Raw genomic sequence first — 21,862 nt, 5'->3', positions numbered from 1 at the left:
TCTGCCTCCTCAGGATCCGGCGCGAAGCGTCGCGCCTTCGTGGTTTTCGGTTGCCAGGGTTCTGAGGATAGACGGTGGTGCAAAGTTCACCTGATCGGATTAGTCCTACCGTTTTCGTAGGTTTTTTTGCCCTCGCTATTGAAACTCGGGTATATGCCCTCATTGCATGAAACACGCTTATGGATTCGGCAGGTTTTCGTTTACAAGAAAAAACCTGCGCCCTCAATTGGAGAAGCAGGTTTATGAAACGACTGTCCGATATCAAGTTCTCGACCCTTGATCTGGTGCCCGTGCGCGAGAACGGCAGCGCAGCCCAGTCGCTGCGTAACTCTCTGGACCTGGCGCAGCACGTCGAAAAATTCGGCTACAACCGTTTCTGGGTCGCCGAGCACCACAACATGGACGGCATCGCCAGTTCGGCGACCTCGGTGTTGCTCGGCTATCTGGCCGGCGGCACGTCCACCATTCGGGTCGGCTCGGGGGGCGTGATGTTGCCCAACCACGCGCCGCTGGTGATCGCCGAGCAGTTCGGCACCCTCGAAAGCCTTTACCCGGGCCGGATCGACCTGGGCCTGGGACGCGCCCCCGGTTCCGATCAGATGACCGCCCGCGCCCTGCGCCGTGAGCGCTCCGGCAGCGCCGACGATTTCCCTGAAGATGTGGCGGAGCTGGTGCGCTACCTCGGCCCACGCACGCCGGACCAACGGATCATCGCGATGCCGGGCACCGGCACCAATGTCCCGGTCTGGTTGCTGGGTTCGAGCCTGTTCAGTGCGCAATTGGCGGGTGAGCGCGGTTTGCCCTACGCCTTCGCTTCCCATTTCGCACCGCGTTTCATGCATGAGGCGATTCGCGTCTATCGCAATCACTTCAAGCCTTCAGCGGTGTTGGATAAGCCTTACGTGATGCTTGGCGTTCCGCTGGTTGCGGCAGACACCGACGAGGAGGCCGAGTATCTGGCAACGTCGGTCTATCAGCGCATCCTCGCGTTGATGCGTGGACAAAGCCTGGTACAACGTCCGCCGGTGAAAACCATGGATGGCCTGTGGCTGCCCCATGAGAAAGACGCGGTCCATGATTTCCTGGGGTTGGCGATGGTCGGCAGCCCGCAGAAAATCCGCGCCAAGCTGGACGTGTTGATTGAACAGACTCAGGCAGACGAGCTGATTTTTACCTGCGACCTGTATGAACATGCCGATCGCGTGCACTCCTATGAGCTGCTGGCGCAGGTCATGAAAGGCTGACACCTGTAGGAGCGAGCTTGCTCGCGATGGACGTTAACGATAGCGCGTGCTTTCTGAATAAACGCGGCGCTCTACTTTCCATCGCGAGCAAGCTCGCTCCTACAATGTTTTAGCGCGCACAAAAAAGCCGACGCCATGGCGTCGGCTTTTTCATTTAACGACGGAATCAGCCTACCGCTTGTAGACGATTTCCTTGGAGCCTTTTTCACAGGTGCCGACGACTTTCCCGCCGGCAGCGGCGCCTTTATCTACGATCTCCAGCGAATAACCAGCAACGCCCTTGGCATCCAGCTTCGCTGCGATTTCGGCTTTCAGTTCTTCACACGACTTGCCGTCAGCAAACGCTGTGCCCGCAAGGCTCAACAAACCTACCGCCAACATAAACCTCTTCATCGGTCGCATTCCCTGGTCGGATCAAAGGGAGCATCCAGCCATCAGCCGGATGCACTCATCTAGCGCTTTGCCATTCCCTATGGCAATCGGCCAGCGCGCAAGTTCAGAAGACTAGCTCAAACTCAGCTGCTGGCAATCCGGAACCCGACTTTAAGCGTCACCTGGAAGTGTGCAGCCTTGCCGTCCTTGATGTGTCCGCGGGTTTCGGTCACTTCGAACCATTCCATGTACTTGATGCTCTTGTTGGCTTCGGCCAGCGCGTTGTTGATGGCGTCTTCAATGCTGCTGGTGGATGAGCCGACAAGCTCGACTTTTTTGTAAGTGTGATGGTCAGTCATGGGCGTTCTCCTCGGGGTGTGAAATACAGCCTAGCAGTGATTTTTCGTATTACTTCTGTCGGCCTGTCCGACGCAGAAGTTCAGATTTACTGCACTTTCTCGATCCCCTGAAGTCCCAACCAACACACGCCACTCATCACCAATGCAGGAGAGCCACCATGGCCAACACCTCTTTACGTAAAGCCTCATTGCAAAGCATGGAAGCCGAGATCGAGAGTCTGCTGAAGTCTTTGGAGAACCTGAAGGACGACACTTCGGACGAGTCGCGTAAAACCCTCAAGGCCTTGAAAATGAACGCCGAGAGCGCGCTGAAACATTCGCGCCATCTGCTCAGCGATGCGTACGAAGAAGTCAAAGTCAAAACCCGTGAAACCGGGATCGCCACTCGGGACTACGCCCAGGAGCACCCTTGGACTACAGCGGGTGTTGCTGTCGGTGCGCTGGGTCTGCTTGCGGCTTACCTGCTGTTCAAACGCGGCGACTAATCCGTCTGGCGCAGCTCGTTTTTGAGCCACTGCGCCAGTTGCCGAGCGCGCCCGTCTGCGGCGCGCTTGGGGAGCCACAATGCCAGTTGCGCCGGGGTTTCACTGAAGCCCCACGGCGCAACCAGGCGACCGGCCTTCAAGTCCTCGGCCACTAGCGGTTCAGGGGCAATCGCCACACCCAGCCCGGCCACCGCTGCTTCCAGCAAATAATACAAATGTTCGAAACCCTGCCCGTACTTCAACGCATTGGCGTTGAGGCCGCTTTGCTGCGCCCAGCTTGGCCAGGCCTGCGGACGCGAAGTGGTGTGCAGCAGCGGCTCGTTCAACAGTGCATTTTCCCGAGCTGTTTTGAGCCGTTCGTAACCGGCGAATCGGGGGCTCATGACCGGGCCGATTCGTTCGCTGGCCAATTCGTAAACCTGCATGTCCGCTGGCCATGGCGGCTCGGCAAACACCAGTAACGCGTCCAGCCCAGGGCGACGAGGATCGAGATCGCCTTCTCCGGCCGACAGGTGCAGGCGCAGGTCCGGCAAGTCAGCATTCAACCGTCCCAGTCGTGGAATGAACCAGCGCGCCAGCAAACTTCCCGAACAACCGAGCACGAACGGCGCGTCGGCAGTGCTTTGCGTCAATTCGGCGCAGACTGTGCGCAACCGTTCGAACGCTTCACCGCTGGCGTCGCGCAATCGCACGCCGGCATCTGTGAGTTTAAGGCCGCGTCCATCCTTGATGAACAGACTCACGCCCAAGTGTTCTTCAAGCACCTTGAGTTGCCGGCTGACCGCGCCATGAGTGACGTGCAGCTGTTCGGCGGCCTGACTGACGCTATTCAAGCGGGCAGTGGCTTCGAAGGCACGAAGGGCATTCAGGGGAGGAAGATCGTGGCTCATGGGATCTGTGAGTTTTCCTGACAGGTTGCAGCGATCTTATCGGTTTTCAGCTTGGGGCGTCAGGGGTAGAGTTAACCCCATTGTCATCTCACGCATTCAACCGGAGCGACCCATGACCCAGACTAATCTGCGCAACGGCCCCGACGCCAACGGCCTGTTTGGCGCGTTCGGCGGCCGTTACGTCGCCGAAACCCTGATGCCGTTGATCCTCGATCTGGCCCGCGAATACGAAACGGCCAAGGAAGATCCGGCATTCAAAGAGGAATTGGCCTACTTCCAGCGCGACTACGTCGGACGTCCGAGCCCGCTGTATTTCGCCGAACGCCTGACCGAGTACTGCGGCGGCGCGAAGATTTATCTGAAGCGTGAAGAGCTGAACCACACCGGCGCGCACAAGATCAACAACTGCATTGGCCAGATCCTGCTGGCGCGGCGCATGGGCAAGAAACGCATCATCGCCGAGACCGGCGCCGGCATGCACGGCGTGGCGACCGCCACCGTGGCCGCGCGTTTTGGCCTCGACTGCGTGATCTACATGGGCACCACCGACATCGAGCGTCAGCAAGCCAACGTATTCCGCATGAAACTGCTGGGCGCCGAAGTGATCCCGGTGGTCGCCGGCACCGGCACTCTGAAAGATGCGATGAACGAAGCCCTGCGTGACTGGGTGACCAACGTCGACAGCACCTTCTACCTGATTGGCACCGTGGCCGGCCCGCACCCTTATCCGGCGATGGTTCGCGACTTCCAGGCCGTCATCGGCAAGGAAACCCGCGACCAGTTGCAAGCCCAGGAAGGCCGTCTGCCCGACAGCCTGGTGGCGTGCATCGGTGGCGGTTCCAACGCCATGGGCCTGTTCCATCCGTTCCTTGACGACAAAAGCGTCGAGATCATCGGTGTTGAAGCAGCCGGTCACGGCATCGAAACCGGCAAGCACGCCGCCAGCCTGAACGGCGGCGTACCGGGTGTGTTGCACGGTAACCGCACCTTCCTGCTGCAGGATGACGACGGCCAGATCATCGACGCTCACTCGATCTCCGCCGGCCTCGACTATCCGGGCATCGGCCCGGAACACGCCTGGTTGCATGACATCGGTCGCGTTCAATACACCTCGGTGACCGACGACGAAGCCCTTGATGCGTTCCACAAATGCTGCCGTCTCGAAGGGATTATTCCTGCGCTGGAAAGCGCCCATGCCCTGGCCGAAGTGTTCAAGCGCGCACCGACCCTGCCGAAAGATCACCTGATGGTGGTCAACCTGTCCGGCCGTGGCGACAAAGACATGCAAACCGTGATGCACCACATGGAACACTCTCAACAAGAGCACTCCCAGCAGGAGAAACACTGATGAGCCGCCTGCAAACGCGTTTTGCCGAACTCAAGGAACAAAACCGCGCCGCCCTGGTGACCTTCGTCACTGCCGGCGACCCGAGCTATGACACTTCGCTGGCGATCCTCAAAGGTTTGCCCGGTGCTGGCGCCGACGTGATCGAGCTGGGCATGCCGTTTACCGATCCAATGGCCGACGGCCCGGCGATCCAGCTGGCCAACATCCGCGCCTTGGGTGCCAAGCAGAACCTGGTGAAAACCCTGCAAATGGTTCGCGAGTTCCGCGAAGGCAACAGCGATACGCCGCTGGTGCTGATGGGTTACTTCAACCCGATCCACATGTACGGCGTGCCGCGTTTCATCGCCGACGCCAAAGAGGCTGGTGTGGATGGTCTGATCGTGGTCGATCTGCCGCCCGAGCATAACGGTGAGCTGTGCGATCCGGCTCAGGCTGCCGGTCTGGACTTCATCCGTCTGACCACCCCCACAACCGATGATGTGCGCTTGCCGACGGTTCTGAACGGCAGCTCCGGTTTCGTTTACTACGTGTCTGTTGCCGGGGTGACCGGTGCCGGCGCGGCGACGCTGGAGCACGTTGAAGAAGCGGTTGCCCGTCTGCGTCGCCACACCGATCTGCCGATCAGCATCGGTTTCGGTATTCGCACACCGGAGCAAGCGGCGGCCATCGCGCGTCTGGCCGACGGTGTAGTGGTGGGGTCGGCGTTGATCGATCACATCGCCAACGCCTCGACGCCGGATCAGGCGGTTGATGGCGTATTGAGTCTCTGCGCGGCGCTGGCTGACGGCGTGCGCAAGGCCCGCGTCAGCTAAAAAGAGGAATTGGCGCCTCGCGGCACAGACTGAACAGCAAGACCGAGGGCTTCAGGACTACGTTCTGAAGCCCTTCTTGCTGTAGGTGCAGTGAGGAAAGACCCGATGAAAATGCCGAAAAGATCGCAGCCTTCGGCAGCTCCTACATGGGATTGCGATCCTGTGTAGGAGCTGCCGTGTGGTGGTCGAACGTTTTTGGACCATGATGTAGGAGCGTCGATTTAAGGAAGCATCATGGGATATCGGGTTGTTACCTCTGAGGAAAAAGCGGAAGCCATTCGCTTGGTTGTGGAGATGAATTACTCCATACCTAAAGCCTGTGAGGCTACAGGTGTGGGGCCAACAGCGTTACGCCGCTGGGTTTCACGCTGGCGCCGGGAGCAGGAAGGAATTGTGCAAGCTCCTCGCCTACAGGATCAGGAGCTGATTGAGTCGCTCCAGGCGAAACTGGCGCTACTTGAAGCCGAGAACCAAGTGCTAAAAAAGCAATTGCCCTCTCATCTAAAGGTTCTGTTCGGTCGAACCAAGTGATTGATGGCATCAGAGGGGCAATGTCGATTCGGCGTATGTGTGTCTTGTTCGGCTTGGCCCGCAGCAGCTATTACGTGAAACGTAAAGCCGTGCGGCAGCGACCAGTTTTGGGAGATCTGGGGAGTAAACTTCGTGCGTTGCATAAGCAGCATCGAGAAGCATTGGGTACTCGCGGGCTATCCAAGGAGTTGAGGAAAGAGGGAGTTTTTATAGGGCGTTATCGAATGCGTACCTTGATCAAGACCTTTGACCTACAGCGGCGCAGGCCACGTTATGCGCACTATCGCCGGGCCACGAAGCCAGCTGTCGTTGCACCGAACATACTTGATCGTCGTTTCAATCCAGCCCGGTCAGACACGCTTTGGGCAGGTGATATCACCTACATCAGAGTGGGACATGGCTGGCTGTACCTGGCAGTGGTGATGGACCTGTTTTCGCGCAGGATTGTGGGATGGGCTTGCTCACGAACAGCGGATGCCGAGCTGTCTATGAAGGCACTGAAGCTTGCGGTAGCACTACGCCGTCCGATGCCTGAACTGCTATTTCACTCTGATCAGGGCTGCCAATACACCGCCGATCGCTTTGTTGAGTGCTTGGCAGAAAACCGGATCGTTCAGAGCATGAGTCGTCGAGGTAACTGCTGGGATAACGCAGTAGTCGAGCGCTACTTCAGGACGTTGAAGCACGATTGGATGCCGGAAAACGGATACCAGAATCATTTCGAAGCGGAGAAGGATGTGATGGATTTCATCTCGCACTACAACCATCGCCGTTGCCACTCAGCCTCGAACAACTTGCCGCCTGCGCTGTTTGAGCAGCAGGCGGCTTAATGCTCCTACGGAGTGGTGCAAAAAAACTGAACCACTACACCGAAGGCTGCGATCTTCTGATGTTCAGGGCAATTCCAACCCGCCCGCCGCTTTATGCAATTTGCGCAAATGCTCGCCAACCTGCTTCAGGTTTGCTTCGTTGGCGGCCATCTCCGCTGCACGACTCGGCTCGAGCAACGCTCTCACTTCCTTGTCCAGATCACCGGTCAATGCCTGAAGCTGCTTCTGCCGCAGGCTGCTTTCCGATTCCAGTCGTTGCCATTCGCTGGGCTGCGGCAATCCATAACCGCCGGTACCGAGCAGCTCTGCCGGCCGGCTGAGGAAGCCGCTGTTGGCGAGGATCTCCTGCAACGTCGCGTTGGCCTTGTCCATGCCGCCGTTCTTCAATTCCCGAGCGCCGAGATAGCGTTGCTTCACTTCGTCCTGAGCCAGCACTAATTGCTGGCGGAAGGCTGCCTGCTCCAGTAGCAGTAATGCAGCACTGGTACGCAAATCCGCCTGATCAATCCATTTGCGGCGCTCTTCAGCCTTCAATGCCAGCCAGTCTTCGACCTTGTCCTGTTTGATGGGCAGGTGCTTCTTCAGCACTTCGAACATCGCTTGATAGCGATCGCGGAAAGAGTCGAAGCGATAGCCCAGACGCAGTGCTTCGCGAGGATCGTCCAGCACGCTGGTATCCGCCAGTCCGCGTCCCTTGAGTACTTCCAGCAAGCCGTTGGGCATGATGTTGTCCAGCCCGACCAGTTTCGCGTTGTTGGTGCCGCTGCGCAGCAACTTCAGACCTTCTACCGCGCAGTTGTTGGACAGGAAGAAGTAATTGCCGTCGTAGCTCCAGTGCATCTCGGCGGCGTGTTCCACCACGTCTTCAATCTCGTTGCGCGACAAATTCAGCGGCACCGAGGCGAGGCTGCGCAGTTCGGTCTTGGTGTACTCGTCGATCACTTGGGCCAGTGGCAGGACGAACAGGCGCGACGGGTATTTGCCGACCAGTCCGTCCCAGCTCGACAGCTGTACATCACCGACGAAGGCGCGATAAGACAACACCAGGTGCTGATCCAGATCCAGCCGACAATCCGGCCCGCGTGGTCGGCCGGGAGCACAAATTACCAGGCGCAACATGCTGTGGCCCCAGCGGCTGACCCAGTTCTGGTTGGCTTCGGCCAGCAGATAGTCCACGGCATACACCCGTTCGGGATCGACCTGACCCAAGGGCTGTTTGGCGAAGTCATTGCCGGCGTTGAGGAAGGCGAAGGATTTGCCGCAGGTGTCTTTGGCGGCGGGTGCCCAGCCGAAATGTTCTTTGTAGTAGCGGTACAGCGCAGGGCGGCGACAGGCGTAGCTCGGGTCGAGGAGGAAATACTCCATGTTGACCGCGACGAACTCTTTGGGGCTGCTCGTTTCGTAGATGTCCGGGCTGCGGGCGATCTGTCGGTTGTGCTGTTCGCGTTCGCCGCGCCGGCCGACGTATTGCGGCCAGCCAGCGAGGTCGAGCAGGCGCGGGTCATCACTGAGGGTAAAGCGTCGGGAGGATTGGCCACGGCATTCGTCTGGAATGCCGATCAACCCGGAACTGTCGTTACGCTGGGTGCAGCGCTGGATCAGCGTGCGCTCGGTGGTTGGCCAGAGACGCGAGCGGTCATAAATGTGGGTGAGTTCGTGCAGCACCGTGGCCAGCATTTCACGGCGGACGGTGCCGTGTGGGCGATAAGTCTTTTTGGTTGCAGCGCTGCCGTCGGTGAGGCTGGCGAGCAGGTTGCGATTGAGATCGAGCTCGGACACCAGCGACGCCTGGCCGTAGGCGTTGCTCGGCATGTCATCGGTCCAGCCGACGTCGATGCGCCGGTCGAGTTGCTCGATGAACCGCGGCGGCAACGCCTGCATGGCTTCATCAAGCAGCGCCTGGCTGGCTTGCTGTTGCGCGGGGTTAAGACCTTCGGTCTTGAGCCGTAATTGCAGGCCGGCCTGGGCCGTATTGCCGAACAGCAACACGACCCCGGCCAGAAGCCAGGCATTTAGCGACCTCACAGTGCGAGGATGGCTTCGGCGAGTACCTGATCACTGGCGTCCCGAGCTTCCGGCACGCGGGTGCGCAATAGGTTGAGCGCTGCTTCCAGATGCGCGCCCCGGATATCGCCATCACTGGCGACGAAACTGGCGGCATCGTCGTGGGCTTCTCGAACGATTTTCGAGTCGCGGATGGACGTCGTGGTATCGGAAGTGAAATCAAGGGTGCGCCGAGTGGCATTGATGAGGATGTTACTGGTGGCAACCAAGGTGTGCGCCTGGGCTACATCGGCCAATAACAGCAGGCCAAGGGTGGCGATAATCAGCGGGCTACGCATGGAACGACTCCGGACGAACGAGGATAACTATTGGACGAGAATAGCCTGTGCCAGTTCAAGGTCGCTTGCATGAAGTTTTGGCTGGGCTCGCCGCAGGTAGATCAGGGCGGATTCCAGTTGCGCTCCGCGCAGTTGGCCGTCACTGGCAATGAATGACGCGGCGTCATCCCGGGCGGCGAGCAGCAGCTTACGGTCGAAGGGGGCGGAGGTCACCATGCTTGTGGCGTAGCCAGTGGCCACGAGACCCTGTGTCGTCAGGTCAAAGGCATGGGCCGAGCCAGCCAAGCAGGCCGCCATGAAAACCGGTGCAATCAATAGATGTGTAGGAAAACGCATGAGGCTCGACAGTTGAAGGCGAGTCCCAAGGCTAGCGCAACGCCCGGTCTAGAGCCAGCGCGAAACATTGGGACACGTTGGGCGTGTCCCGGGAAGACATAATACTTAGATCGTCAGAATGGCTTGAGCCAGTTGTGCGTCAGTTGCGTTCAGCCCCGGTGCCTGGTGGCGAATGTGGTCGAGTGCGCTTTCCAGTTTCACGCCACGGATGGTGCCTTCGCTGGCGACGAAGCTGGCGGCATCGTCACGGGCGGCGCGGACGATCTTGTCATCGCGAAAGGACGACGTGACGTCGGAAGTCGCGTCGGACGTTGCCTTGAGTGCACCGACGACGGCGTCGGTGGTTACGATGAAGCTGGAGGCGTGGGAATTGGCAGCCACGGCAAGCAGGGCTGCAGCGCTGAGCAGACGAAGACGGGACATGGTGTAACTCCTTTTGGTGAACCGTTTGAGAGGTGGCGCGGTATCTGTTAAGTCAGACGCCGGTCGCGCAGTCATCGCCACGTTCTGACTTGATATTAGGCCTGTAGGTCTCGGTTCGCACAGTCCCGACCGTTCAAGTGGGCGTCAGCGCCAGAACGGTTTATCCAGTTCCCTGACACGATCGGAATGGCTGATGCCCAGGTCCGATAGCTGCCTGCCGTCGAGTTGCGCCAGTAAACGCCGGGTTCTGGCCCTTTCGAGGCTGCTGGCGAGGCCTCTGAGCAATCTTCGAAGCCAGGTAAACCGAGGCCTGGATTGCGGGGTTGTAGCGGCAAGATCCAGTAGGTGATCCATGGTGCAGTCCTTTTGCTGGCAGGTCGGGATTTCATGATGATCCCGCCCGACACCCCCGGGACAGACACACTCCATTGAAATTGTACTGGTTCAGTTTGGTTTATTTATTAACTGTACCTGTTTCTGGCTGTGCCTATTGTTTAGAGGATTTCACAACCCGAAAACGACAAAACCCGTCGTGGTTTCCCACGACGGGTTTTGTTTGTTCAATTCGGGTGCTGGCGGTTGACCCTGCAGGTCAGAGCCAGCGACGCTAACTTAGCGCCAGAACGGCTTGCTCAGCTCTTCGTAGCGTTGTGCTTCGCTAATCCCGGCGTCAGCCAGCAGACGCGAATCCAGACGAGCCAGTTGATGGCGGCTGGAGATGCGGCGCTGCCACAGCATCAGGTTGGCGATAACGCGAAGAGGCATGGAAGCCTGGGTTTTTGCAGCGGTATCTTCGAAGAACAGTTCGGAACTGAGTGTACGTTCCATGGTTGACATCCTTCCGCTTGTGGCGGGATTAGGTAGTGGTTTAACTGATGCCAATGATCCTCTCGTTTGGCCAGTCTCTCTAGATACAGTTCACCTGTATTGTGAGGGACCAGTTAACTGTTAAAGGGTGGTGTACTGGTCTAAATTGAGGCAACTGTACCTATCGGCACTGATATGGTGCATTTATTGGGGTTCAGGTCGGAAAGGTAGGCAATTACGGTAGGAAATGACCGGTACAGAAGTACAGTTTTAAACACATTCCTGTCTGGCAACAGCGAGCTGACGAAACTGTGTTTGCGTCAGCTGCTATCTGTACCAATTACACCGTCAGCATTCGCCCGGTTTCTTCCAGCTTTATGTGCCAGCTCAGGGCGTCGCGCAGGATATGCGGCGTGTGCCCGCCGAGTGCGCAGGCGGCGGTGAAGTAGTCATCCAGGGCTTGGCGATAGTCCGGGTGCACGCAGTTATCGATGATGACGCGAGCCCGTTCTCGAGGGGCCAAACCACGCAAGTCCGCCAGACCGATCTCGGTCACGAGGATGTCGACGTCGTGTTCCGTGTGATCGACGTGGCTGACCATCGGCACCACGCTGGAAATCGCGCCGCCCTTGGCGATCGACTTGGTCACGAAGATGGCCACGTGCGCGTTGCGCGCGAAGTCGCCCGAACCGCCGATACCGTTCATCATCCGCGTGCCGCAGACATGGGTGGAGTTGACGTTGCCGTACAGGTCAAACTCCAGCGCAGTGTTAATGCCAATGATGCCGAGCCGGCGCACCACTTCCGGATGGTTTGAAATTTCCTGCGGACGCAGGATCAGCTTGTCCTTGTAGCGTTCCAGGTTGCCGAACACATCGGCGTTACGACGGCTCGACAAGGTAATCGAGCTGCCCGACGCAAAACTCAATTTACCGGCGTCGATCAGGTCGAAGGTCGAGTCCTGCAACACTTCGGAGTACATGGTCAGGTCTTCGAACGGCGAGTCGATCAGGCCGCACATCACCGAGTTGGCAATGGTGCCGATACCGGCCTGAAGCGGGCCGAGCTTGTTGGTCATGCGCCCGGCCGCCACTTCCTGCTTGAAGAAGTCGATCAGGTGGTCGGCAATGGCCTGAGTATCAACGTCTGGCGGCAGTACGGTCGAAGGCGAGTCGGACTGGTTGGTGATCACAATCGCGACGATCTTTTCCGGCGGGATCGGGATGGCGGTGCTGCCAATGCGATCATCGACTTTCACCAGCGGAATCGGCGTGCGGGTCGGGCGATACGTCGGGATGTAGATGTCATGCAGGCCTTCGAGATTCGGGTTGTGCGCCAGGTTGATCTCGACGATCACCTGCTTTGCGAAAATCGCGAAGCTGGCCGAGTTGCCCACCGAAGTGGTCGGCACGATGTGGCCTTGCTCGGTGATCGCCACGGCCTCGATGACGGCGATGTCCGGCAGTTTCAGCTGCTGGTTGCGCAGCGACTCAACGGTTTCTGAAAGATGCTGATCAATGAACATCACTTCGCCGGCGTTGATCGCTTTGCGCAAAGTGCTATCGACCTGGAACGGCATGCGACGCGAAAGAACGCCGGCTTCGGTGAGCTGTTTGTCGAGGTCGTTGCCCAGGCTCGCGCCGGTCATCAACGTGATTTTCAGCGGGTTGACTTTGGCGCGTTCGGCCAATGCGTGAGGCACGGCTTTGGCTTCGCCAGCGCGAGTGAAACCACTCATGCCGACGGTCATGCCGTCCTCAATCAGAGCGGCAGCGTCAGCGGCGCTCATCACCTTATCCAACAACGAAGGCAAGCGAATACGATCACGGTACATGGGATGTCATCTCGGGCAACGGAAGCTAGGTGTGCAGTCTAGTGATTTGAAAAAAATCCGTCCCGCTACCATGGTCGAATGCCGAGCCCTGATTTAGAGCCTTTGGTCGGGTTTTACGGGGAATAAAAAAACCCCAGCCTACTAAAGGCTGAGGTTTTGGGTATTGCGCTGGAGCAGGTTTTACTCGACGGCTTTGACCATGTCTTCGATGACCTTCTTGGCGTCGCCGAAGACCATCATGGTTTTATCGAGGTAGAACAGTTCGTTGTCCAGGCCGGCATAACCGCTGGCCATCGAACGCTTGTTGACGATGATGGTCTTGGCTTTGAACGCTTCGAGAATCGGCATGCCGGCAATCGGCGATTTCGGGTCGTTCTTCGCGGCCGGGTTGACCACGTCGTTGGCACCAAGCACCAGCACCACGTCGGCCTGACCGAACTCGGAGTTGATGTCTTCCATCTCGAACACCTGGTCGTAAGGCACTTCGGCCTCGGCAAGCAAGACGTTCATGTGGCCAGGCATCCGACCGGCGACCGGATGGATCGCGTACTTCACGGTCACGCCACGATGGGTCAGTTTCTCGGTCAGCTCTTTCAGCGCGTGCTGCGCCCGTGCTACCGCCAGGCCGTAACCCGGAACGATGATCACGGTGTCGGCGTTGGTCAGCAGGAAAGTCGCGTCGTCAGCCGAACCGGATTTCACCGGGCGGGCTTCCTTGGCGCCAGCCGGGCCTGCATCGGCTGTATTGCCGAAACCGCCAAGCAGTACGTTGAAGAACGAACGGTTCATCGCCTTGCACATGATGTACGAGAGGATCGCACCGGACGAACCCACCAGCGAGCCCGCGATAATCAGCATCGAGTTGTTCAGCGAGAAGCCGATACCCGCCGCTGCCCAGCCGGAGTAACTGTTGAGCATCGATACCACCACCGGCATGTCCGCGCCGCCGATCGGGATGATGATCAGCACGCCCATCACGAAGGCCAGGGCCAGCATCAACGCGAAAGCGCTGAGGTTGCCGGTCAGCATGAAGGTGACGCCCAGCGCCAGTGTCGCCAGACCCAGCAGCAGGTTCAGCTTGTGTTGGCCGCCAAACTGTACTGGTGCGCCTTGAAACAGACGGAACTTGTACTTGCCCGAAAGTTTGCCAAACGCGATCACCGAACCGGAGAAGGTGATTGCGCCAATGGCAGCACCAAGGAACAGCTCCAGACGGTTGCCCGCCGGGATCGAATCACCCAGTTGTTTGACGATGCCCAGCGATTGCGGCTCGACCACCGCCGCAATGGCGATGAATACCGCGGCCATCCCGATCATGCTGTGCATGAACGCGACCAGTTCCGGCATCTTGGTCATTTCTACGCGCTTGGCCATGATCGAACCGGCGGTGCCGCCGACGAGCAGGCCGACGATGACGTAACCGATACCGGCGGTGGCAAGCTCAGCGCCCAGCTTATAGATGAGGCCCACGGTAGTGAGGATCGCCAGCGCCATGCCGAGCATGCCGTACAGATTGCCGCGCCGCGACGTGGTCGGGTGCGAAAGGCCTTTCAGGGCCTGGATAAAGCAGATGGACGCGATCAAGTAGAGCGTCGTTACAAGGTTCATGCTCATTACTTGGACGCCTCTTCTTTTACCGCTTTCGGGGCTTTTTTCTTGAACATCTCAAGCATCCTGCGGGTGACCAGGAAGCCACCAAAGACGTTCACTGCCGCCAGCGCTACGGCCAGGGTGCCCATGGTCTTGCCCAGAGGTGTGACGGTCAAAGCCGCCGCCAGCATGGCGCCGACGATTACGATCGCCGAGATGGCGTTGGTCACGGCCATCAACGGCGTGTGCAGTGCAGGTGTAACGTTCCACACCACGTGATAACCGACATAAATCGCCAGCACGAAGATGATCAGGTTGTAGATACCGGGGGAGATAAGCTCTTCCATCGTCTGAATCCCTGCTTAGGCGTTTTTGCGGATGACTTGGCCGTCGCGGCACATCAGGCACGCGGCGACGATGTCGTCTTCGAGGTTCACTTCGAACTGGCCTTCTTTGTTGAAGATCAGCTTCAGGAAGTCCAGCAGGTTGCGTGCGTACAGGGCCGAAGCGTCTGCCGCAACTGCACCGGCCAGGTTGGTCGGGCCGCAAATGGTTACACCATTTTCGACCACCACCTGATCCGCCACGGTCAGCGGGCAGTTGCCGCCCTGAGCCGCTGCGAGGTCGATGACCACGGAACCTGGCTTCATTTGCGCCACGGTTTCCGCGCTCAAGAGTGTCGGTGCCTTGCGGCCCGGAATCAGTGCGGTGGTGATGACGATGTCAGCCTGTTTGGCGCGCTCGTGCACGGCCAGGGCCTGGCGCTGCATCCAGCTCGCAGGCATCGGGCGTGCGTAACCGCCGACACCGACGGCGCATTCACGCTCTTCATCGGTCTCGTAAGGCACGTCGACGAACTTGGCGCCGAGGGATTCGATCTGCTCTTTAACCGCAGGACGCACGTCAGACGCTTCGATCACCGCGCCCAGACGTTTCGCCGTAGCGATTGCCTGCAAACCGGCAACACCGGCGCCTAGAATCAGCACGCGCGCCGCTTTCACGGTGCCTGCAGCGGTCATGAGCATCGGCATGAAGCGTGGATAGTGGTGAGCGGCCAGCAACACGGCTTTATAGCCGGCGATGTTGGCTTGCGAAGACAGCACATCCAGGCTCTGGGCACGGGAGGTGCGCGGCGCAGCTTCTAGTGCGAACGCGGTAATGCCGCACTCAGCCAGCTTGGCGATGGTTTCATTGCTGAACGGGTTGAGCATGCCCACCACAACGGTGCCGCTCTTTATCAGAGCGAGTTCGCTGTCGCTGGGGGCGACCACCTTGAGAATCAGCTCGGCACCAAACGCATCGTTGGCGCTGCCAATGGTTGCGCCTGCCGCTTCATAAGCACTGTCGACGACGCTGGCGCTAATGCCGGCGCCGCTTTGAACAGTGACCTTATGACCCTGGCCGATCAGCTTCTTGATGGTTTCCGGGGTTGCAGCAACCCGTGTTTCACCCGTCTGGGTTTCGAGAGGAACACCAATGTGCACGTCAAATCTCCTGCGTGATCTTATTGAGTAAACCCAGGCACTTCGGATGGTGCGGCTGGGGCGGCCGATCAGCACGATCCCGCCAAATTTGGGCGGGGCGCGGCATTTTGCAGGCGAACTTTGTGGCCTTCAAGGGATTATGACGCGTGACGGAAAATTAACTACAAGTCACCCAGTGACCGAATGTCGCACTGACCGGGTCAATCCCTTGCAGGCCGTGCCTTGTAAGGATTTTGGCCGAAATTCAAGAATTTACCCATCGGCACGGTGAATGAGGTGGTATTGCTGCTGAATAGCGGCTCAAGGCCACGTCTTCAGGCGCTTGTGGGACGTTTGTACCTCTTTCGATACAGTCTGCGAATATGCGACAAATACTTATATCTGTAGGGCTTTTGATTTGCTGACTACGAAGTCAATTAATAGCGCTGAGCCTTTATCCCTCTAGGCTGTAGCTTTGTGCCTGATTCACCAGCCAGTCGCGAAATGCCTTCAAAGACGCGGATTCGACCTTTCGCTCGGGAATCATCAGGTAATACGCCTTGATGCTGGACAGCGCCTGAGCGTTGGCAATCACCAGGCGCTTCTCCGCCAGTTCGCGTTGAATCAGGAACGGCGGGATCAAGGCGATCCCCATGTCATGCATCGCCGCTTGGGCAAGCATGGAGAATAGCTCGTAGCGCGGTCCTGTCATGTCGCGCGGGATATTAAGGTTTTGCGAGTTGAACCATTGGCGCCAGGCATAGGGGCGGGTGGTCTGTTGCAGCAGGGGCAGTTCGGCAATTTCAGCGGGTGTGAGGTTTGTCTTTTTGCCGAGTAGGTTGGGGCTGCACACCGGCATCGGATTCTCGCCCATCAGTCTGTGGGATTCAGTGCCTGACCAGTCCGCATCGCCAAAATAGATCGCCGCATCGAAGTCGGTGTCGGCAAACAGGAAGGGGCGGGTGCGGTTGGTGAGATTGACCGTCACTTCCGGGTGCTTTTGCTGGAAGTCTTTGAGCCGTGGCAGTAGCCATTGGGTGCCGAAGGTCGGCACAACCGCCAGTTCAATCACGTTGGTGCCCTGCTGGCCCATCACGGACAGGGTGTCGCGCTCAACGGCATCCAGTTGGGTGGCGACCCGGCGGCTGTAGGAAAGTCCGGCTTCGGTCAGCTTCACTCCGCGTCGTGAGCGTCGGAACAATTCCACGCTCAGGAACTCCTCAAGGCTGGCGATCTGTCGGCAAATCGCGCCTTGGGTGAGTGAAAGTTCCTGGGCTGCCTTGGTAAAGCTCTCGTGGCGTGCGGCCGCCTCAAAGCTGATCAGAGCCGTTGTGCTGGGAATTTTTCTGCGCATGTACATCAACCTCACTAATACGTCGAATAAAACCTGTTTCGCGACGTTTCGGAGTGAGAAATTAGCACAACAGTATGCAAAATCCTCGTTTGCCGTGACGCCGAACCGGGCCTAGGATCAGTCCACGTTATTTGACCCGATTCGAGAGGACACACTCATGGGCGGTAAAGCTAGCTTCAACTGGATTGATCCCCTGCTGCTGGATCAACAGCTCACCGAAGAAGAACGCATGATCCGCGACACTGCCGAGCAATTCGCTCAGCAAAAGCTCGCGCCCCGTGTTCTTGAAGCATTCCGTCATGAGAAAACCGATCCGGCAATCTTCCGCGAGATGGGCGAAGTCGGCCTGCTGGGTGCAACCATTCCCGAGCAGTACGGTGGCAGCGGCCTGAACTACGTCAGCTACGGCTTGATCGCCCGTGAAGTCGAGCGCGTCGACTCGGGTTATCGCTCGATGATGAGCGTGCAGTCCTCTTTGGTGATGGTCCCGATCAATGAATTCGGTACTGAAGCCCAAAAGCAGAAGTACCTGCCAAAACTTGCAACGGGCGAATGGATTGGTTGCTTCGGTCTGACCGAGCCTGACCACGGTTCCGACCCGGGCGCGATGATTACTCGTGCACGCAAAGTGGAAGGCGGCTACAGCCTGACCGGCAGCAAGATGTGGATCACCAACAGCCCGATCGCCGACGTGTTCGTAGTCTGGGCAAAGGACGATGCCGGCGACATCCGTGGTTTCGTTCTGGAGAAGGGCTGGAAAGGCCTGAGCGCTCCGGCGATCCACGGCAAGGTCGGCCTGCGTGCGTCCATCACCGGTGAGATCGTCATGGACAACGTGTTTGTCCCTGAAGAGAACATCTTCCCTGACGTCCGTGGTTTGAAAGGCCCTTTTACTTGCCTCAACTCTGCGCGTTACGGCATTTCCTGGGGCGCTTTGGGTGCTGCGGAGTTTTGCTGGCACACCGCTCGCCAATACACACTGGATCGTCAGCAGTTCGGTCGTCCGTTGGCCGCTACTCAACTGATCCAGAAGAAACTGGCCGACATGCAGACCGAAATCACCATGGCGCTTCAAGGTTGCCTGCGTCTGGGTCGCATGAAAGATGAAGGCACTGCGGCGGTCGAGATCACTTCGATGATGAAGCGCAACTCCTGCGGCAAGTCCCTGGACATTGCTCGTATGGCGCGTGACATGTTGGGCGGTAACGGTATCTCCGATGAATTCGGCGTGGCTCGTCACCTGGTCAACCTGGAAGTGGTGAATACCTATGAAGGTACGCATGACGTCCACGCATTGATCCTTGGTCGTGCGCAGACCGGCATCCAGGCGTTCTATTAATTGGAGAACAGCCATGGGCGCGCTTTCGCATCTACGGGTACTGGATTTATCGCGGGTGCTGGCCGGACCGTGGTCCGGGCAGATACTGGCGGACCTTGGCGCCGAGGTGATCAAGGTCGAGCGTCCGGGCAATGGCGATGACACGCGCGCCTGGGGGCCTCCTTTTCTGAAGGATGCCTATGGCGAGAACACCAGCGAGGCCGCCTATTACTTGTCGGCCAATCGCAACAAGCAATCAGTGACCATCGACTTCACGCGTCCGGAGGGGCAGAAGCTGGTGCGTGAGTTGGCGGCCAAGTCGGACATCCTGATCGAGAACTTCAAGGTCGGCGGTCTGGCGGCTTATGGGTTGGACTATGAGTCGCTCAAGGCCGCCAACCCGAATCTGATCTACTGCTCGATTACGGGCTTTGGTCAGACCGGTCCGTATGCCAAGCGCGCAGGTTATGACTTCATGATCCAGGGCCTGGGCGGCCTGATGAGCCTTACAGGTAGACCGGAAGGAGATGAGGGCGCGGGGCCGGTGAAAGTCGGCGTGGCGCTGACGGATATTTTGACCGGGCTCTATTCGACTGTGGCGATCCTGGCGGCACTTGCGCATCGGGATCATGACGGTGGCGGTCAACATATCGATATGGCGTTGCTGGATGTTCAGGTGGCTTGCCTGGCCAACCAGGCGATGAACTACCTGACGACGGGCAATGCGCCGAAGCGTCTGGGTAATGCACATCCGAACATCGTGCCTTATCAGGACTTTCCTACAGCAGATGGCGATTTCATCCTTACCGTGGGTAATGATGGGCAGTTCCGAAAATTTGCGGAAGTGGCCGGGCAGCCGCAGTGGGTGGATGATCCGCGCTTTGCGACCAACAAGTTGCGGGTGGCGAACCGGGCGGTGCTGATTCCGTTGATCCGCCAGGCTACGGTGTTCAAGACCACTGCTGAGTGGGTAACACAACTGGAGCAAGCGGGCGTGCCGTGTGGGCCGATCAATGATCTGGCTCAGGTGTTTGCCGATCCTCAGGTAAAGGCGCGTGGACTGGCTATCGAACTGCCTCACGTCCTGGCTGGAATGGTGCCGCAGGTGGCGAGTCCGATTCGTCTGTCCGAGACCCCTGTGGAGTATCGCAGTGCGCCTCCTTTGCTGGGTGAGCATACGCTGGAGGTGCTGCAGCGGGTATTGGGTCTGGATGCGTGTGCGGTGGCGGCTTTTAAGGAGGCCGGGGTGCTTTGAGAATTCCTTCTATATAGAGGGCGTGTTTTCGCTCTTCTATATAGAGAGAAACGGGCTGTTTTCCGGGCTTCTGCAAGTTATTGATAGAAAAGTGTAATTAAGGGTTGACGGCAGATTCTGGAAGTCTATAATTCGCCCCACTTCCGGCGCAGTCGAAACGGAAAACTCCTTGGTAAACAAAGAGTTACGCAGTTTTCGACAGTGAGTTGCTTCAGATCATCGAAGCCCAGAAGGAGTTGGTAAGGCAGTGTGTTTTCGCCTTATTGACGTTTCGATCGTCTCGGTCGAAAGCGGAGAAAAAGAGGTGTTGACAGCAGCGAGTAACGCTGTAGAATTCGCCTCCCGCTAACGAGAGATCGGAAGCGCAAGTGGTTGAAGTTGCAAAGGAAACTTTGAAAACTTCTGAAAATAACCGCTTGACAGATGCAGAGGACGCTGTAGAATGCGCGCCTCGGTTGAGACGAAAGATCTTAACCAACCGCTCTTTAACAACTGAATCAAGCAATTCGTGTGGGTGCTTGTGGAGTCAGACTGATAGTCAACAAGATTATCAGCATCACAAGTTACTCCGCGAGAAATCAAAGATGTAACCAACGATTGCTGAGCCAAGTTTAGGGTTTCTTAAAAACCCAAAGATGTTTGAACTGAAGAGTTTGATCATGGCTCAGATTGAACGCTGGCGGCAGGCCTAACACATGCAAGTCGAGCGGTAGAGAGAAGCTTGCTTCTCTTGAGAGCGGCGGACGGGTGAGTAATGCCTAGGAATCTGCCTGGTAGTGGGGGATAACGCTCGGAAACGGACGCTAATACCGCATACGTCCTACGGGAGAAAGCAGGGGACCTTCGGGCCTTGCGCTATCAGATGAGCCTAGGTCGGATTAGCTAGTTGGTGAGGTAATGGCTCACCAAGGCGACGATCCGTAACTGGTCTGAGAGGATGATCAGTCACACTGGAACTGAGACACGGTCCAGACTCCTACGGGAGGCAGCAGTGGGGAATATTGGACAATGGGCGAAAGCCTGATCCAGCCATGCCGCGTGTGTGAAGAAGGTCTTCGGATTGTAAAGCACTTTAAGTTGGGAGGAAGGGCATTAACCTAATACGTTAGTGTTTTGACGTTACCGACAGAATAAGCACCGGCTAACTCTGTGCCAGCAGCCGCGGTAATACAGAGGGTGCAAGCGTTAATCGGAATTACTGGGCGTAAAGCGCGCGTAGGTGGTTTGTTAAGTTGGATGTGAAATCCCCGGGCTCAACCTGGGAACTGCATTCAAAACTGACAAGCTAGAGTATGGTAGAGGGTGGTGGAATTTCCTGTGTAGCGGTGAAATGCGTAGATATAGGAAGGAACACCAGTGGCGAAGGCGACCACCTGGACTGATACTGACACTGAGGTGCGAAAGCGTGGGGAGCAAACAGGATTAGATACCCTGGTAGTCCACGCCGTAAACGATGTCAACTAGCCGTTGGGAGCCTTGAGCTCTTAGTGGCGCAGCTAACGCATTAAGTTGACCGCCTGGGGAGTACGGCCGCAAGGTTAAAACTCAAATGAATTGACGGGGGCCCGCACAAGCGGTGGAGCATGTGGTTTAATTCGAAGCAACGCGAAGAACCTTACCAGGCCTTGACATCCAATGAACTTTCCAGAGATGGATTGGTGCCTTCGGGAACATTGAGACAGGTGCTGCATGGCTGTCGTCAGCTCGTGTCGTGAGATGTTGGGTTAAGTCCCGTAACGAGCGCAACCCTTGTCCTTAGTTACCAGCACGTCATGGTGGGCACTCTAAGGAGACTGCCGGTGACAAACCGGAGGAAGGTGGGGATGACGTCAAGTCATCATGGCCCTTACGGCCTGGGCTACACACGTGCTACAATGGTCGGTACAGAGGGTTGCCAAGCCGCGAGGTGGAGCTAATCCCATAAAACCGATCGTAGTCCGGATCGCAGTCTGCAACTCGACTGCGTGAAGTCGGAATCGCTAGTAATCGCGAATCAGAATGTCGCGGTGAATACGTTCCCGGGCCTTGTACACACCGCCCGTCACACCATGGGAGTGGGTTGCACCAGAAGTAGCTAGTCTAACCTTCGGGAGGACGGTTACCACGGTGTGATTCATGACTGGGGTGAAGTCGTAACAAGGTAGCCGTAGGGGAACCTGCGGCTGGATCACCTCCTTAATCGACGACATCAGCTGCTCCATAAGTTCCCACACGAATTGCTTGATTCATTGAAGAAGACGATAAGAAGCAGCCCTGACGGGTTGTAGCT

22 protein-coding genes and 1 rRNA gene are annotated in these 21,862 nt (G+C 57.7%); 9 read left to right on the top strand and 14 right to left on the bottom strand.

The annotated features are described in order from the left end of the window. Positions 1–242 precede the first annotated feature (242 nt). Positions 243–1,244, top strand: a complete 1,002-nt coding sequence (locus ACYZTL_RS14990) for an LLM class flavin-dependent oxidoreductase (protein ID WP_461952443.1) — start codon at positions 243–245, stop codon at positions 1,242–1,244. Between the two features lie 171 nt (positions 1,245–1,415). Here the strand turns inward: ACYZTL_RS14990 and ACYZTL_RS14985 are convergent, their stop codons facing one another. Both ACYZTL_RS14985 and ACYZTL_RS14980 read right to left on the bottom strand, forming a co-directional pair. After that, on the bottom strand, positions 1,416–1,637 hold the full coding sequence (locus tag ACYZTL_RS14985; RefSeq protein ID WP_461952442.1) for a DUF1161 domain-containing protein: 222 nt from the start codon (positions 1,635–1,637) through the stop codon (positions 1,416–1,418). A gap of 122 nt (positions 1,638–1,759) precedes the next feature. After that, entirely contained in the window at positions 1,760–1,975 is a 216-nt protein-coding gene (locus ACYZTL_RS14980; RefSeq protein ID WP_461952441.1) for a dodecin, read from the bottom strand. Between the two features lie 158 nt (positions 1,976–2,133). On the opposite strand from ACYZTL_RS14980, the gene ACYZTL_RS14975 reads away from it, so the two are divergent. Then, a complete protein-coding gene (locus tag ACYZTL_RS14975; RefSeq protein WP_461952440.1) occupies positions 2,134–2,460 on the top strand; it encodes an ElaB/YgaM/YqjD family protein in 327 nt (108 codons plus the stop codon). Here the strand turns inward: ACYZTL_RS14975 and ACYZTL_RS14970 are convergent. Further along, positions 2,457–3,350, bottom strand: coding sequence for a LysR family transcriptional regulator (locus tag ACYZTL_RS14970; RefSeq protein WP_461952439.1), 894 nt, complete (start codon positions 3,348–3,350; stop codon positions 2,457–2,459). The genes ACYZTL_RS14975 and ACYZTL_RS14970 overlap by 4 nt on opposite strands. A gap of 112 nt (positions 3,351–3,462) precedes the next feature. Between ACYZTL_RS14970 and trpB the strand changes: the two genes are divergently transcribed. The 4 genes from trpB (at position 3,463) to ACYZTL_RS14950 (ending at position 6,871) form a co-directional block, all read left to right on the top strand. Next, on the top strand, positions 3,463–4,698 hold the full coding sequence (trpB, locus tag ACYZTL_RS14965) for a tryptophan synthase subunit beta (protein ID WP_461952438.1): 1,236 nt from the start codon (positions 3,463–3,465) through the stop codon (positions 4,696–4,698). After that, positions 4,698–5,510, top strand: a complete 813-nt coding sequence (trpA, locus tag ACYZTL_RS14960) for a tryptophan synthase subunit alpha (RefSeq protein WP_461952437.1) — start codon at positions 4,698–4,700, stop codon at positions 5,508–5,510. Before trpB ends, trpA begins: the two co-directional genes overlap by 1 nt. A 234-nt stretch (positions 5,511–5,744) precedes the next feature. Continuing rightward, the gene (locus ACYZTL_RS14955) at positions 5,745–6,041 is read left to right on the top strand and encodes a transposase (RefSeq protein WP_461951414.1); all 297 of its coding nucleotides are present in this window, start codon (positions 5,745–5,747) and stop codon (positions 6,039–6,041) included. A gap of 35 nt (positions 6,042–6,076) precedes the next feature. Then, a complete protein-coding gene (locus ACYZTL_RS14950; RefSeq protein WP_461950135.1) occupies positions 6,077–6,871 on the top strand; it encodes an IS3 family transposase in 795 nt (264 codons plus the stop codon). A 63-nt stretch (positions 6,872–6,934) separates the two neighbouring features. On the opposite strand, the gene ACYZTL_RS14945 is transcribed toward ACYZTL_RS14950, so the two are convergent. From ACYZTL_RS14945 to ACYZTL_RS14895, 11 genes are all read right to left on the bottom strand, one after another. Next, positions 6,935–8,896, bottom strand: a complete 1,962-nt coding sequence (locus ACYZTL_RS14945; protein ID WP_461952436.1) for a DUF7844 domain-containing protein — start codon at positions 8,894–8,896, stop codon at positions 6,935–6,937. Continuing rightward, positions 8,893–9,213, bottom strand: coding sequence for a DUF2388 domain-containing protein (locus ACYZTL_RS14940; RefSeq protein ID WP_461952435.1), 321 nt, complete (start codon positions 9,211–9,213; stop codon positions 8,893–8,895). The genes ACYZTL_RS14945 and ACYZTL_RS14940 overlap by 4 nt, the downstream gene beginning before the upstream one ends. 27 nt (positions 9,214–9,240) lie before the next feature. Next, complete coding sequence (locus ACYZTL_RS14935; RefSeq protein WP_461952434.1) at positions 9,241–9,549, bottom strand: DUF2388 domain-containing protein; 309 nt, start codon at positions 9,547–9,549, stop codon at positions 9,241–9,243. A gap of 105 nt (positions 9,550–9,654) precedes the next feature. Further along, on the bottom strand, positions 9,655–9,972 hold the full coding sequence (locus ACYZTL_RS14930; RefSeq protein ID WP_461952433.1) for a DUF2388 domain-containing protein: 318 nt from the start codon (positions 9,970–9,972) through the stop codon (positions 9,655–9,657). Positions 9,973–10,116: 144 nt separating this feature from the next. After that, on the bottom strand, positions 10,117–10,326 hold the full coding sequence (locus ACYZTL_RS14925) for a DUF1127 domain-containing protein (protein ID WP_461952432.1): 210 nt from the start codon (positions 10,324–10,326) through the stop codon (positions 10,117–10,119). A gap of 258 nt (positions 10,327–10,584) precedes the next feature. Beyond that, on the bottom strand, positions 10,585–10,800 hold the full coding sequence (locus tag ACYZTL_RS14920) for a DUF1127 domain-containing protein (RefSeq protein ID WP_007902752.1): 216 nt from the start codon (positions 10,798–10,800) through the stop codon (positions 10,585–10,587). Between the two features lie 319 nt (positions 10,801–11,119). Beyond that, positions 11,120–12,613 (bottom strand): acetyl-CoA hydrolase/transferase family protein, encoded by a 1,494-nt coding sequence (locus ACYZTL_RS14915; RefSeq protein ID WP_461952431.1) that lies wholly within the window; start codon positions 12,611–12,613, stop codon positions 11,120–11,122. Positions 12,614–12,793: 180 nt separating this feature from the next. Beyond that, positions 12,794–14,227 carry an NAD(P)(+) transhydrogenase (Re/Si-specific) subunit beta gene (locus tag ACYZTL_RS14910; protein WP_461952430.1) on the bottom strand — a complete coding sequence of 478 codons (1,434 nt, stop codon included), beginning with the start codon at positions 14,225–14,227 and terminating at the stop codon, positions 12,794–12,796. Then, positions 14,227–14,550: an NAD(P) transhydrogenase subunit alpha part 2 gene (locus ACYZTL_RS14905; RefSeq protein ID WP_017335806.1), complete on the bottom strand. Its 324-nt coding sequence runs from the start codon at positions 14,548–14,550 to the stop codon at positions 14,227–14,229. Before ACYZTL_RS14905 ends, ACYZTL_RS14910 begins: the two co-directional genes overlap by 1 nt. A gap of 15 nt (positions 14,551–14,565) precedes the next feature. Next, on the bottom strand, positions 14,566–15,687 hold the full coding sequence (locus ACYZTL_RS14900) for a Re/Si-specific NAD(P)(+) transhydrogenase subunit alpha (protein WP_461952429.1): 1,122 nt from the start codon (positions 15,685–15,687) through the stop codon (positions 14,566–14,568). A 433-nt stretch (positions 15,688–16,120) separates the two neighbouring features. Beyond that, positions 16,121–17,020 (bottom strand): LysR family transcriptional regulator, encoded by a 900-nt coding sequence (locus ACYZTL_RS14895; protein WP_461952428.1) that lies wholly within the window; start codon positions 17,018–17,020, stop codon positions 16,121–16,123. Positions 17,021–17,177: 157 nt separating this feature from the next. On the opposite strand from ACYZTL_RS14895, the gene ACYZTL_RS14890 reads away from it, so the two are divergent. The 3 genes from ACYZTL_RS14890 (at position 17,178) to ACYZTL_RS14880 (ending at position 21,771) form a co-directional block, all read left to right on the top strand. After that, entirely contained in the window at positions 17,178–18,359 is a 1,182-nt protein-coding gene (locus tag ACYZTL_RS14890; protein WP_461952427.1) for an acyl-CoA dehydrogenase, read from the top strand. Positions 18,360–18,372: 13 nt separating this feature from the next. After that, positions 18,373–19,593 carry a CaiB/BaiF CoA transferase family protein gene (locus ACYZTL_RS14885; protein WP_461952426.1) on the top strand — a complete coding sequence of 407 codons (1,221 nt, stop codon included), beginning with the start codon at positions 18,373–18,375 and terminating at the stop codon, positions 19,591–19,593. 641 nt (positions 19,594–20,234) lie between these two features. After that, positions 20,235–21,771: ribosomal RNA gene (locus ACYZTL_RS14880) — 16S ribosomal RNA — on the top strand. Positions 21,772–21,862: the final 91 nt, after the last annotated feature.

This window comes from Pseudomonas sp. LB3P81, assembly GCF_054897965.1.
This window is presented reverse-complemented; position numbering and strand designations above follow the sequence as displayed.

Bases quoted from the DNA above. Each gene is read 5' to 3' on its own strand.
- ACYZTL_RS14990 (WP_461952443.1), top strand. From the start codon at position 243: ATGAAACGACTGTCCGATATCAAGTTCTCGACCCTTGATCTGGTGCCC.
- ACYZTL_RS14985 (WP_461952442.1), bottom strand. From the start codon at position 1,637: ATGAAGAGGTTTATGTTGGCGGTAGGTTTGTTGAGCCTTGCGGGCACA.
- ACYZTL_RS14980 (WP_461952441.1), bottom strand. From the start codon at position 1,975: ATGACTGACCATCACACTTACAAAAAAGTCGAGCTTGTCGGCTCATCC.
- ACYZTL_RS14975 (WP_461952440.1), top strand. From the start codon at position 2,134: ATGGCCAACACCTCTTTACGTAAAGCCTCATTGCAAAGCATGGAAGCC.
- ACYZTL_RS14970 (WP_461952439.1), bottom strand. From the start codon at position 3,350: ATGAGCCACGATCTTCCTCCCCTGAATGCCCTTCGTGCCTTCGAAGCC.
- trpB (WP_461952438.1), top strand. From the start codon at position 3,463: ATGACCCAGACTAATCTGCGCAACGGCCCCGACGCCAACGGCCTGTTT.
- trpA (WP_461952437.1), top strand. From the start codon at position 4,698: ATGAGCCGCCTGCAAACGCGTTTTGCCGAACTCAAGGAACAAAACCGC.
- ACYZTL_RS14955 (WP_461951414.1), top strand. From the start codon at position 5,745: ATGGGATATCGGGTTGTTACCTCTGAGGAAAAAGCGGAAGCCATTCGC.
- ACYZTL_RS14950 (WP_461950135.1), top strand. From the start codon at position 6,077: ATGTGTGTCTTGTTCGGCTTGGCCCGCAGCAGCTATTACGTGAAACGT.
- ACYZTL_RS14940 (WP_461952435.1), bottom strand. From the start codon at position 9,213: ATGCGTAGCCCGCTGATTATCGCCACCCTTGGCCTGCTGTTATTGGCC.
- ACYZTL_RS14935 (WP_461952434.1), bottom strand. From the start codon at position 9,549: ATGCGTTTTCCTACACATCTATTGATTGCACCGGTTTTCATGGCGGCC.
- ACYZTL_RS14930 (WP_461952433.1), bottom strand. From the start codon at position 9,972: ATGTCCCGTCTTCGTCTGCTCAGCGCTGCAGCCCTGCTTGCCGTGGCT.
- ACYZTL_RS14925 (WP_461952432.1), bottom strand. From the start codon at position 10,326: ATGGATCACCTACTGGATCTTGCCGCTACAACCCCGCAATCCAGGCCT.
- ACYZTL_RS14920 (WP_007902752.1), bottom strand. From the start codon at position 10,800: ATGGAACGTACACTCAGTTCCGAACTGTTCTTCGAAGATACCGCTGCA.
- ACYZTL_RS14915 (WP_461952431.1), bottom strand. From the start codon at position 12,613: ATGTACCGTGATCGTATTCGCTTGCCTTCGTTGTTGGATAAGGTGATG.
- ACYZTL_RS14910 (WP_461952430.1), bottom strand. From the start codon at position 14,227: ATGAGCATGAACCTTGTAACGACGCTCTACTTGATCGCGTCCATCTGC.
- ACYZTL_RS14905 (WP_017335806.1), bottom strand. From the start codon at position 14,550: ATGGAAGAGCTTATCTCCCCCGGTATCTACAACCTGATCATCTTCGTG.
- ACYZTL_RS14895 (WP_461952428.1), bottom strand. From the start codon at position 17,020: ATGCGCAGAAAAATTCCCAGCACAACGGCTCTGATCAGCTTTGAGGCG.
- ACYZTL_RS14890 (WP_461952427.1), top strand. From the start codon at position 17,178: ATGGGCGGTAAAGCTAGCTTCAACTGGATTGATCCCCTGCTGCTGGAT.
- ACYZTL_RS14885 (WP_461952426.1), top strand. From the start codon at position 18,373: ATGGGCGCGCTTTCGCATCTACGGGTACTGGATTTATCGCGGGTGCTG.